At 49.5% G+C, this 12,514-nt stretch carries 11 protein-coding genes; 8 read left to right on the top strand and 3 right to left on the bottom strand.

Translation table 11 applies throughout. The annotated features are described in order from the left end of the window. Positions 1–214 precede the first annotated feature (214 nt). From WBK23_RS10145 to WBK23_RS10110, 8 genes are all read left to right on the top strand, one after another. Positions 215–487 (top strand): hypothetical protein, encoded by a 273-nt coding sequence (locus tag WBK23_RS10145; protein ID WP_424483855.1) that lies wholly within the window; start codon positions 215–217, stop codon positions 485–487. A 757-nt stretch (positions 488–1,244) separates the two neighbouring features. Next, the gene (locus WBK23_RS10140) at positions 1,245–1,781 is read left to right on the top strand and encodes a dihydrodipicolinate synthase family protein (protein ID WP_424483854.1); all 537 of its coding nucleotides are present in this window, start codon (positions 1,245–1,247) and stop codon (positions 1,779–1,781) included. A 63-nt stretch (positions 1,782–1,844) separates the two neighbouring features. Continuing rightward, on the top strand, positions 1,845–2,765 hold the full coding sequence (locus tag WBK23_RS10135; protein WP_424483853.1) for an EamA family transporter: 921 nt from the start codon (positions 1,845–1,847) through the stop codon (positions 2,763–2,765). After that, complete coding sequence (locus WBK23_RS10130; RefSeq protein ID WP_424483852.1) at positions 2,762–4,021, top strand: ATP-grasp domain-containing protein; 1,260 nt, start codon at positions 2,762–2,764, stop codon at positions 4,019–4,021. The genes WBK23_RS10135 and WBK23_RS10130 overlap by 4 nt, the downstream gene beginning before the upstream one ends. A 121-nt stretch (positions 4,022–4,142) precedes the next feature. Beyond that, complete coding sequence (glnA, locus tag WBK23_RS10125; RefSeq protein WP_424483851.1) at positions 4,143–5,555, top strand: type I glutamate--ammonia ligase; 1,413 nt, start codon at positions 4,143–4,145, stop codon at positions 5,553–5,555. A 132-nt stretch (positions 5,556–5,687) separates the two neighbouring features. Beyond that, positions 5,688–6,923, top strand: a complete 1,236-nt coding sequence (locus tag WBK23_RS10120) for a phosphatidylserine decarboxylase family protein (RefSeq protein WP_424483850.1) — start codon at positions 5,688–5,690, stop codon at positions 6,921–6,923. A gap of 56 nt (positions 6,924–6,979) precedes the next feature. Then, positions 6,980–7,714 carry a HalD/BesD family halogenase gene (locus WBK23_RS10115; protein WP_424483849.1) on the top strand — a complete coding sequence of 245 codons (735 nt, stop codon included), beginning with the start codon at positions 6,980–6,982 and terminating at the stop codon, positions 7,712–7,714. Between the two features lie 620 nt (positions 7,715–8,334). Continuing rightward, complete coding sequence (locus WBK23_RS10110) at positions 8,335–9,321, top strand: PLP-dependent cysteine synthase family protein (protein ID WP_424483848.1); 987 nt, start codon at positions 8,335–8,337, stop codon at positions 9,319–9,321. 586 nt (positions 9,322–9,907) lie between these two features. Here WBK23_RS10110 and WBK23_RS10105 read toward each other — a convergent pair. From WBK23_RS10105 to WBK23_RS10095, 3 genes are all read right to left on the bottom strand, one after another. Beyond that, entirely contained in the window at positions 9,908–10,681 is a 774-nt protein-coding gene (locus WBK23_RS10105; RefSeq protein WP_424483847.1) for a hypothetical protein, read from the bottom strand. An 83-nt stretch (positions 10,682–10,764) separates the two neighbouring features. After that, positions 10,765–11,301 (bottom strand): GNAT family N-acetyltransferase, encoded by a 537-nt coding sequence (locus WBK23_RS10100; RefSeq protein ID WP_424483846.1) that lies wholly within the window; start codon positions 11,299–11,301, stop codon positions 10,765–10,767. Between the two features lie 77 nt (positions 11,302–11,378). Continuing rightward, positions 11,379–11,975, bottom strand: a complete 597-nt coding sequence (locus WBK23_RS10095) for a hypothetical protein (RefSeq protein ID WP_424483845.1) — start codon at positions 11,973–11,975, stop codon at positions 11,379–11,381. Positions 11,976–12,514: the final 539 nt, after the last annotated feature.

Here is a 12,514-nt window from a genome sequence, read left to right as displayed (position 1 = left end):
CTGCAATTATCTCGACATAGATAATTGATCATTTTCTAGCCAGCTCTCTTATCCCCTGTGGTCGCGGCAGCATTTGCTGGTCGCTTGTAGCCCATATCCAGCTGCACTCCGGTCAGTATCCGTGGGCGTAGAGCACCGTGTATCTTCACTGCCTGCTCCGAGAATTCGTTGGCCTCTAGCCTCCCCTTGGAGACATTCGAACGCCCGCCTTGCTATGCGCAATGCTTACGATGATCTTCGCGTCACGATAGAGGTAGGTATCGAGGACACGATACTCAATGAAACCGTGGTGCGGTTCCGCGACGGCATTTCGGTCGGCCGGCTAGATGGTGTGATGATTGTGCAGGAGGCTGATTACCGCGAAGTGCAACGTTTACATGACAAGTGCTGCCTCAACGTGCGCGCGCACTCACATGCGGCCGGCCAGCAGCGCCCTGTAACGCAGCCAGCCGAATTCCGGCATCACCTTGCATCACGACCACTGTAGCGCAATACTGCGCGCATCGGAGTGACAGACCAGATGAGACCGAGCACTCCCCAGCGGCGAAAGCCGTAGTCGCGCAAGGCGGCTCGCAAGTGGTGTCTGGATCGCAATATTCAAAGAAGGTGCCTGTGGTGCCTTTTTTCGTATCTGACTACCGCCTGGTAGAAACCGGCTCCCCCGCATACACCTTCGAACACAGCAGATCAAATGAATAGCCCCTGCGTCTCTTGAGGCTTCCATGTCTAATTGTGAGTTCGCTTTTGGCCGGGAGTCGCCGGTCGCAACAGGCAGGTGTCGGCCACAAGCTGGACACTCAATGTGTCTACGAAACTCGTGGCGATTCAATTGGATGCAGCTCGTCGACTATCCTTGACCATGACCTGCACTCAAGCAAACTCCGTATATCAATACGGGGTTTGGCTATCCCTTCATGCCATCCGTCGTGACCACAGAAAGCTTGCTTGATGCGCGGCGCGTTAAGCGTGGGCAAGACGTCGCCACCCCTTCGCCGTCGACGCCAGCATCATCAAGGCCGATGCGATCGTGTGTAGAAAATGAATCCTCCTCGCTTGCAAACGTTTCACGTCCTCGGTGCGGGTCATGCACCCAACTAGCGCTAGTACTATGTAGGCAAAACATGAGTAACGAGGCCGCCAAGCTGATCCTGCTGCTTCACGCGCCCCGGCACTAAAAATCGCATGTTGCGTAGGAAGCCTGGTGCGATGTAGCATTTATTGGCGAATTTACAAGGAATGTAAGAATGATTAGCGGCAGCACAGTCGCGCAGGCTACCCCTCAGGACACCCAGGGGCACCTGGGCAAAGACAGCTTGAGTCAGTATGTAATTCGGCGCCTTCAAGACGGTATGCAAGGCGCAGCAGTAGCAAGAACGACCGGTGAGTGTCCCTGTCCGATAGTTGGCGAGCGCATTGAAGTAGCCCAAAGGGTTGCCGGCAAAGTCAGCGTGCACCTTCAAGTACTTTCTGGATCTGGTAGTAGCTCAATGGTGGCCATTGTCACGTTGATACCATTGCCACAAATTGCGGGTTCTAATTCTACCCCTTGCATTTTAGCACTCTCTCCTAAAGCAGGCCTTCATAAGAGGCTTGTATCTGCGCGTCCGTCATCATCCAGACGGTGCCAACTCCGTAAACATTCTATGACGTGCCCCCGCGGCGCGCGGCCTGCGGCATTCTGTCCAACGCAGTCATGCGCCTATCAAAACTACCCAACTCAATTAAATCAAGGGCGCAACCGGCGACCTGTAGCGCGGTCAGGGAATTTTTGGCCGAGTTGACAGGAGTATGCTCGCTTACTTTGGTGGCGACATTACAACTGCCGAGCCTATAAGGAAAAAGAAGTGCATTCACATCTATTAACAGGCGTGCTCTGCCTGCTTGGGTTTTCGATATTGTCAGCTGCGAGGGATATTGCTCTAGAGGGGCACTTTAAAGTCGATAATCCATATGACTATTTGTTTATAGTGTTCGGCTTGGCAGCTATATTCTATGCCGCTGTAAATTTTTTTAAGAGCACAAGTGGCGCACCCAGAAAGGCAGCGAAATATACAGAAAATATAATTTGGCTGAATCTGGTTACTGCAGGAAATTGGGTTGGACTATTCCTCGCGCTGAAATACTTAAGCCCGCCGTCTGTGGCAGCCTTGTATGCAGGAACAATACCTGCCGCCACACTAATTGTTAATCGGCTACTGCGATCAGAAAGCGCATTGACAAAGGCCGACTGGATTTCGACAATCTTATTACTAGCCTGCGCGACAGCATGGGCGTTTGTAAATATCAGTTCACTGCAAGGGAGTCAAGCAGCTACAGGTTTTGCTTATGTGGTGCTGTCTTCCTTCACAATTGCTGCTACAACTGTTTTTTCGAAACGGCTGGCCGACTCGCAGATACCAACAAGTAAAATCATGGCGCATCGGTTTTATATATTGGTTGGCATATCGTACTTCATGTCATCGCCGTCTGTAGAGCTGCTTGACGTGGCAGTGCGCAATTACCAATTGCTATTGATAGTTGCTGCTGCAGGAACCATTTTAAGTCTTTGGTTGCTACAGAAGGGAATTGAAAAATGCGAGCCCGTGCTGACCGAGGTCGTCATTGCCACATCTCCAGTTGTTAGTTTAGCGCTGTACACTCTATTTGTCGGCGGAGAAACAATCAAGATTGATACAATTGTTATGTCTGTCTCGGTTGTATCTATCGCGGTATTCCACACTCTCTTTCAGTATAAAAATGAATCGCACCGGGAAATTACACAATGAATTTAACAGATCAAAATAAGCAGGTCTCTTGGGCCATTGTTGATGGCTATTCGAGTGGCAAGCATTTCGCGAGACTTTTAAATGAGAAAGGGATAAGCGTTTATCATATTCAAAGTATGAGTGAGATACTGGAATATGACCTGAAAAGTTTTGATGCTAGTCAGTACAAAGCGAATTTTGCTTACAGTGGCGATTACGGCACATTATTAGAAGAAATTCGGTCGATTGAAAATCTGACTGTAATTCTTCCCGGCTGCGAGACCGGCGTTGCGCTTGCAGACTTGTTGTCAGAAGATCTTGGTACGCCAACTAACGGACGATTTAAAAGCGAATCGAGAAGAAATAAGTTCGATATGGCTGAGTCGCTTTCAATTGAGGGCGTAAGATCAGCCAAAACATTTAGAGTAGAAAGCGAAGTGGAGCTTGAAAGAGCCGCTGAGCAACTAGGTCTCCCTGCGGTCGTCAAACCATGTGCGAGTGCCGGTTCTGACGACGTATATATCTGCAAGACGAAGGATGAACTATTCAAGGCTTTCCAAAAGATACACCGCAAGACGAACACCCTTGGATTAGTTAATGATGCAGTACTTGTCCAGCAGTTGCTAATTGGTAAACAGTACATCGTAAATACGATTAGCTACGGAGGCCAGCATTTCATTGCCGAAATCTGGGAGGACAACAGAGAGGATGTAGGTACGGCATATATCTATAATTATGAGCGATTATTGCTGAGCCACGGACCGTTAGAGCAAGCGTTAGTTGACTATACAAAGTCAGTATTGGACGCACTGGCCGTTCGTAACGGCCCTTGCCATGTAGAGCTAATGGTCAATAATGGAGTTCCGACACTTATAGAAGTTGGCGCCAGGCCAGCCGGAGGTATTCAGCATCAAGTAATGTCTGAAGCCCAAGGGTACTCACATGTGAGCGCAACTATTGACTGCTACCTTGAGCATGGCCTAACGCAAGAATACCTCAATAAAAAAAGCGCTAAACATGTGCTTTCAGTCTCCTTGATTAGTCGACGCTCTGGTATTTTGAAGGGGTATAATAATTTAGATAAAGTCGAAGGGCTTTCATCATTTCAGTGCCTTGTGGGATTACCGAATATTGGATCGCAGGTGCAAATCACAAGAGATCTTGAAACTTCGCCAGGCATCTTGATGCTTTCACACGAGTCAGAGCAACAAGTTCTTGGCGATCTAGATACATTTAGGTCGCTTGAACTAAATGGAATGTTCGACCTGGGTGAATGATTCATACAGCATGAAGCGTAGTTGTGGCACATAGTGTGCCTTGCTTTTGTGGCTTTCCCGCTAAGCGGGGCCGGCCATTTATGCTGGATAGAAAGATTATAAAATAAACAAGGAGTTGTTGATGTCTAAGACCGTTGCCGATGTGATGAAGTTGGTTAAAGAAAACGAAGTCAAGTTCGTTGATTTTCGCTTCACCGATACTCGTGGCAAGGAACATCATGTAACAGTGCCCGTTTCTCACTTCGATGAAGATAAATTCGTCTCCGGCCACGCGTTCGACGGATCATCGATCGCCGGCTGGAAGGGTATTGAGGCGTCTGACATGCTGTTGATGCCGGATCCGAGCACGGCCAACATCGACCCATTCTTTAAGGATCGGACGCTAATCCTGAGCTGCGACGTCGTCGAACCAATAGACGGGCAGCCCTACGAGCGGGATCCGCGCTCGCTGGCCAAACGCGCCGAGGCCTACCTGAAGTCCTCGGGACTCGGCGATACCGCGTTCTTTGGCCCGGAACCCGAATTCTTTATCTTCGACAGCATCCGATGGGATGTAAGTATGAAGGGGGCGTTTTTTGAGATCGGTGCCGAGGACGCCGCCTGGAACACGGGCGAGGCCTATGAGCAAGGGAATAAGGGCTATCGTCCTACCGTTAAGGGGGGCTACTTTCCGGTCCCCCCGGTCGATGCTGGCCATGACATGCGTTCACAAATGTGCCTAGTCCTTGAGCAGCTGGGTATCCCGGTCGAAGTGCACCACCACGAAGTTGCCAGCTGCCAGATGGAGATCGGTACAAAGTTCTCGACGCTGGTTGAGCGTGCCGACTGGTGGCAACTGCAGAAGTACGTCATCCACAACGTCGCCTCGGCCTACGGCAAGACGGCCACTTTTATGCCGAAGCCCATCGTTGGCGACAACGGCTCGGGCATGCACGTGCACCAGTCGGTCTGGAAGGACGGCAAGAACTTATTCGCCGGCGAAGGCTATGCTGGCCTGTCGGAATTCGCGCTTTTTTACATCGGCGGCATAATCAAGCATGCGCGCGCGCTCAATGCGATCACGAACCCGACGACCAATAGCTATAAGCGACTAGTGCCGGGCTTTGAAGCGCCCGTCAAGCTGGCTTACAGCTCGCGCAATCGCTCGGCCTCAATCCGAATTCCTTACGTTGCAAGCCCAAAGGGCCGTCGCATCGAAGCGCGCTTCCCGGATCCAATGGCAAACCCGTACCTTGCTTTTTCCGCTTTGCTGATGGCTGGCCTCGACGGTGTTCAAAACAAGATCCATCCCGGCGAAGCCGCTACCAAGGATCTTTACCATCTGCCGCCGGAAGAAAACGCGAAGATCCCGACCGTTTGCCACAGCCTGGACCAAGCGCTGGAACATCTCGACAAGGATCGTTCCTTCCTGACCAAGGGGGGAGTGTTTACCGATGAATATATCGATGCCTATATCGAACTCAAGATGCAGGAAGTCACTCGTTTCCGCATGACTACACACCCTGTCGAGTTCGACATGTACTACTCGCTCTGACGCGAGCCTTAATCTTCGCTATTGCGACAGCTCTTGAATTTTCATGAGTTGATTTTTAATCATGTCAGTTCATTGCTCATGTTGTGGGCAATGAACAAACACGCTTCACGCCTTTACTCATAGCAGGATGCCATGACTATTTCGCAGATTCCCGGGTATTCGCCACACTTAAGAACTCAAGTTGATGCGTTTCTACTTGACGTAAAAGAAGAGTTGTGCGGAGTGCGCATCGATACGGAACAGTGGTCCGCGCCGATACAAGCGCTTGACGACCTGCTTCGAAGCGACCCAACTGTTCGTATGTATGCACTGGAAATGTTCCAACAAGTGCCCCGAGAGCACCGAGTAGTTTCCAGCATTACAGAGTTGCTACAAGCGCTTCAACTGATTTCTACCCGCGCTCCGGAGTACAACGCAGACCCCAAGCGTGCCAATTTTTTCCCTGTCTCGACCCTCTTCGTCTACATGATGATGACGCCCGCCGGCCAGGCCATTTTTCGGATTGATACTTTCAATAACTGTATCAAAACCATTCTCAAGAGCTGGTGCCTCTATCTCGATTCCCCGGAATCTAGGGCAGTGCTCCATACGAACGAAAATGGCTGGTTATGCCCCTCGTCCTATGCGCGTCACAACCTGGATGAGTATCTGATTACAGATCGATCGGCGCCGCACTGGGGCTTCGCCTCGTTCAACGCTTTTTTCCACCGTCAAATCAAGCCTGAGTGTCGGCCAATCGCCGAGCCGGAAAACGCCAAAGTCATCGTCTCGCCAAACGACGGGACGTTCTACAAGGTGGCTAGTGAGATCAAGAGCATCGATCAATTCTGGATCAAGAGCCAGCCCTACTCCCTCGTACACATGTTGGCGGGCGACCCCCTTTCGCAGCGGTTTCAAGGTGGCACGGTCTTCCAGAGCTTCTTGGATGGAAAGAACTATCACCGCTTCCACTGCCCCATCGCCGGGACCGTAAGAAAGGTCTCGACCATCGAAGGATTGATGTTCAGCAACGCCGAAGCTGTCGGCGAAGATTTGACCGCTGGCACTTACTCCCAGGCGTACATGTCTTGCGTCAACACCCGGAGTTTGGTGTTTGTCGAGAGCGACGACCCCGCACTCGGGATGGTTTGCATAGTGGCCGTCGGAATCTCGGAAGTGTCGTCGATTTCGATATCTGTTCAGGTTGGGTATAGGGTCGAGAAAGGCGATGAGCTTGGATACTTCAGCTATGGCGGAAGCAGCGTTTGTCTTATTTTCCAGCCCGGCGCTGTCCGAGATTTCACTATCGATATCAGCGATGTAGGCACAAAAGTAGGCACCCGCGGTGCGGTTCTGAAGGCTGGTCAAAGTATCGCTGTAAGTTATTAACGGATAACGATTGGGCTGCATGCAGCGCGCTGCCCACTTCCACAAGGGAATTGAAAATGCTTTTAGCGAACATGATTGACTGCTCAGCGGAGTTGAAGACGCGCCTTGCTGATTACGATACCGATTCACTCGGCAACCAATTGAGCCAACACGGGGTGGTACATCTGAGCGGGTTTCTGCCGAGGCTGCTCAAACAAGAGCTAACCGAAGAAGCGGACGAGCTACTGAGCTCGCACGGCAGACGCGTGGATGTCCGCATTCAGTCGACGGGCAATACCCCGAGGAAGTACGTTAGCGTGTCCCGAAACAATGTGTTTGAGCATGCGCCTTTAATCTCGCAGTTGTACTCCGACTCGGGGCTCATCCAGTTTTTGGCGAAACTGGCGAGAAGTGCCGTCATCACGTGCCCCTACGAACCCGAGCAAATCGTGGTTAACAAGATGAACGAGGACGGAGACACCCACGGCTGGCACTGGGATGATTACAGCTATTCTCTTGTATTGGTGCTCGAGGCACCCGAGCGGCAGAACGGTGCCCAGGTCGAATACGTGGATGGAACGTCCTGGGACAAGGCTTCCGCGCAGGTTCAGCACTATTTGGACACCAAGACGATTCAATCTCTCGAGCTCGCCTCCGGTTCTGCCTATGTGCTTTTAGGTAAACGAGTCATGCACCGAGTCTCCCCGTTAAAAGGCACAGACACCAGGAAGATAATCTGTTTTTCCTACGCGACAGAGGAAGAACGGTATACCGCTGTGGAGCACGGAAGCATGGAAGATATCTATGGCTAGGGCATGCAATGGCTGAACCTATTCCGACTTCATCTTATCTCTAAAAATTTGGCGGGACACAAGTATATGGGAAGAAGCTGCGGCTGATCGATACTTCCGAAGGCCGCTCCTTATCCTAGAATAATCGGTAAAAACAGCTCAGGCGCTGAACGTCGATTTTATCTTGCTCGATTATTCAAAGGGCCGCGCGTTATCGGACTGGTGGTTCCTCCGCGAATTTCGTCGGCGGGGGAGACTGCCATCTTGATAGTCGTCGGCAAGCTCGGCGAGTGCTGCATTGGGCGGTGCACAGGTACTGGCAGATGTCTTTTGCAAAACGCGGCCATGTTACCAAAGTGCAAGAGTTACTCCCGCTAACGTTTGATGAGGCGCTTACTAGTGCAGCAATAGAAACAGTACTTGGGGCCCCTTTGCAACGCTGTCGCCCCGAACTGGCTCTGGGCATTCTTATCTAACCTGATATTCGTCGCGCCAGCTTTCGGGTTTCGAGTTTTACGCAGGGCATTGTTAGTTATGGAAGTGTCTCAGGTCGGCTCTTTGACACGCGCGGAAACTTCCAGCTGCGCGTAAGCGCGCAATGAAAATTAATTTAAATATAGTTTAACAGGGAAGAATGAATTATGTGGAAGAAAAATATTCTTGAAACCATTGGAAACACGCCAATGGTTCAACTTAACCAGTTAGTTAGTCATCTCCCGGCGACAGTACTGGCAAAAATAGAAACATTTAATCCTGGTAATTCTATTAAAGATAGAATGGCTTTGAAAATGATTGAAAACGCAGAAAAAGATGGGCTGTTAAAACCAGGTGGAACTATTATTGAAGGAACTAGTGGGAACACCGGTATGGGATTAGCCATGGCAGCTATCATAAAGGGTTATAAGTGTATATTCACAACAACGGATAAGCAGTCGAAGGAAAAGGTAGATGTCCTTAGAGCTTTAGGAGCTGAAGTTATAGTTTGTCCTACAGACGTTGATCCAGAAGATCCTCGATCGTACTACTCTGTCTCATCCCGATTAGAAAACGAAACTCCTAATTCATGGAAGCCAAATCAATACGACAATCCAAGCAATCCCCAAGCGCACTATGAAACTACCGGTCCGGAAATATTTGAGCAAACCGGAGGTAAGATTACTCATTTAGTAGTTGGTGTTGGAACTGGAGGTGCTATTAGCGGGATTGGAAAATATTTAAAGAATAAAAATCCAAACATTAAAATCTGGGGTGTTGATACCTACGGGTCTGTTTTCAAGAAATATAAAGAGACGGGTCTTTTTGATAAAGACGAGATTTATCCATATGTGACCGAGGGCATAGGAGAAGATTTTTTACCTGCCAACGTCGATTTTACAATTATTGACCACTTTGAAAAAGTAACGGATAAAGATGCTGCTCTCATGACGCGTGAAATATCACGTAAAGAAGGGATATTTGTAGGTAACTCGTCAGGTGCAGTCATGGCAGGTTTAATGCAGATGTCAGATAGTCTTACTCAAAATGATTTGGTGGTGGCTATTTTTCATGATCATGGATCTCGATATCTAGGAAAAATGTTTAATGATGATTGGATGAGAATGAAGGGATATCTAAACGAGGAGGTTTAAATCCGTATATCCAAGCTTCGCGTGAAATTCCCCAACTTGACGTTAGCCTTGAACTACCGCGAGCGCAGCTGAACGAGGGCACGTCATTCAGCCGCGCCGCAGATATTCCTGTCACTTTCCACCCGTACTGCTCCCAAAGAGGCCGACTTGGACGAACCCTACTCTCTTCGAAACTCGGCCGCCGTGCCGGTTTTTTTGTTTTCGCCAAGCTGGTAGTGCCAGTGCTCTATCGAATAGTAGGTGTCCGTTTCTGGCCGTTCTGTATCTATGGCGACCGGCAGAAACCGACCGATTCTGTTGAAAAAGTCGGCCTTGGTTACCACGGCGGAAAAATTGGCGTCTGAGATTGAAATCTTAAAATACGGCAGAGGTTTGTGGGCTCAGATTTTACGTAGCGCCGCATAGAAAAGGCCTTTTCATCGGTCGCTATTGAGGTAATTCGGGCAAAGCGCCTTTTTCAACAGAATCGACCCAATGCGGACGCTGACCCGTATTTGGTTGAGGGGCGGGCTTTAGCCCGTCACAGCGAACGAAGTGAGCGATATGAACTATTTGTTAGGTACGGTGCGCCCAGACTACAACCGCTTCAGCGCTTTGATTGCAGTATCTTGTTGGGCCACAAGAGCCCTTGCACGACTGCCTGCACCGCGACGCCTGCACCTACAGCTGTGGCACAGGCAGTCCAGAACTCAACTCGCGGCCATAAAACGGCAAGCACGAGGAAAAAAGCGGTAAACGAGTAAAGGCCCTTCACCATGCCCCGATACATGTGCGCCACCTGGCGCGGCCCCAGAGTCCTGTGCGTGAAAACCGATAGAACAAGGCCAATGATCGGAAAAACGGCCAGCAACCCACTCCAGACTTCCCCCAGGGTTGCTGCTGCACCGGTAACAGCAAGTGTCAGGATGGCTCCGGTGAACATCCTATATGGGAGATCGGTAAGACTATTGTCCTCGGTTGAGGCAGACCCACTCGGAGGAAGGATATGCGGTGTGAGTGCAAGAGCGAGCCCTGCAATGACCAGTGCTAATTCTGGCTCAGCGGGCAATGCCGCAAGGCAGGTCGCTGTAACAAACCAAGCCCCGGTGGCGCAGGCAAGAGCGGCTGGCCACGGCCATTGAATGCTTACCCAGCAGTACGTCACTCCGAATACCAACAAACCTGCAATAGCAGAGATCGCCGCAGTAGCAGCGAGCGCGCCAAACAGGGTGCCGTTCTCAAGAGCGACGAATACAACAATCGGGCCAGCGACTATGGGGAATCCACTCAGCAGTCCTGCAAAGCCGGCGCCCCAGCGACGCCCAGCAAGAGTTACAGCAGCGATAAATAGTGGCACGACAGCTAATTTTAGAATTAGCACATAAATTCCTATACCTAATGATTAAGCTAAGGTGCGAGCTTTAGTCTGTCCCAGTGAGCGAGCCGAGCGGTCTGAACCAGTTGTTAGGCTTGCCTCAGGTCGCAAGCCATTACGGTCATACCGATTTCTTTTAAGTCGGTTTTGAAAGGTATTTCACCAACCTGTATAAAGCCGACGCGTGAATAAAATTTCTGAGCCTTAGTGTTTGTTTTTAGTACATCGAGCCAAATGGATGATTCGCCACGTAAAATTGCATTTTTAACGGTTGTTTTTAATAGTTCCGTGCCTGCGCCAACGCCAGAAAATGATTTGAGAAGATAAATTTTCTGTAGCTCTGCGCCCAATATGTTGGTGATAGGATTGGGCTGAGACCAGTTTGCCTTAGACAAACCAACAGGTAGGTCGCTAGAGTAGTAAGCAATAAGCCACTGATGCTTGTTCGGGTGACTAAGGATCATCTCTAAGGCTTCAACAGAAAAGTCTTGTGCCAAGAAATTTTTAAGGCCTTCAGGTGACCATAAGAAAGAAAAGTGATCAGCATAGGTCTCGCAACCAAGCTTTTGAATGGTCGCAAGGTCACTAAGGTTGGCTGGTCGTATGAAAATATCGGTTTTGGGCATATGCCTAACATTTGGTTGAGGGACGGGCCGTAGCTCGCCCCAGTGAGCGAAGCGAACGGTTTGAACCTGTTGTTAGCTTACGTGAACACGTCACTCATTTCGGCTTTTAGTAGTTCTTTGGCACCATTTTTAGTGAGTGCGCCATGTGCAGCAATAATAGCCTCGAAGTCGAGGGTTAGAAGAGCCTGGAAATCTTTTATTAGTGTTTCACCTTTTGGTGTTACGCGCTTCAACCAAGGCCTCCCAATGTTTAGGCCTGTTTTGAATCCTAGTAACTTAAAGGCAAACTTTGTAAACCACGTGAAATAACTCCAATCGGAATAATATTGAATGCTATCGGTGGTTATTAATAGCTTGTGCTCTTTAATGAGAAGCGCTGCCTCTGGAAAAATGGCAGATTCAAAAATGAAAAAATCGGAATTTTTGATAGGCCCAGTAGTGCTTGAATTAATAATTTTTGTTGGGCTTGGTGATTTGTATGTTTCCTGGCCTTGCTGAGCCCAGAACTCACATTTATATCTGTTTAGGTAGAATTCATCGTCAAGGCCGTGAAAGTCTCCCAGCCTGATTATTTTGCTCACCTTGCCAAGTAGATCTAAAGCTGCAAGGCCTTCCTCGTTCATGCGAACTGGATTAATTAATGTTAATTCTGGGCCGCCTTGTAGAATGAGCATGTTTCTGTTCATTCTCATTCCGGGGCCCATCTTAATGCTGCCATGCAGCAGAAATACGCCAGGGTACAAATTCTGTATTTGATCGTGTGGATATGCTGGCGGATACATTACTCTTCCTTAAGTAAGCTAACTATTAATTCGGCGACATTACTGTCGCAAAGCACACCTGAGCTGCCTGATAACATCCGTTGTCAGGCAGAAAACCCCGGATTTCAATAGAAGTATAAATGGCAAACGCGACTAAGCCAGGTGAAAAACGACATGAAAGGCAACACGCACCAAACCAGCCAACGTAACGTAATGGCTGGACGCCACTGATCGGCTTCAAGACTGCCTAGCAGACGTGTCGAAAAGTGTCGAAATCACAGCAAAGTGAATTGCCACTGGTCTTGTCGGCACTCGATGACCGCTATTGGCCGAGGCTGTGTAAAAACGTTTTAGAGCCGGTTTGATGGTCTGAGTCGGAACAGAAATCGCGTTCCTACGCAAATTTCAGGTCTGCAGATTGACCAAGCTGCTGCAGATTTCAAGTAGCCACG

Origin of the sequence: Pseudomonas sp. (assembly GCF_049653025.1) — a bacterium.
GTDB lineage: Bacteria > Pseudomonadota > Gammaproteobacteria > Pseudomonadales > Pseudomonadaceae > Aquipseudomonas.
Note: the sequence above shows the minus strand (reverse complement) of the source record. Positions and strands in the feature narration are given on the sequence as shown.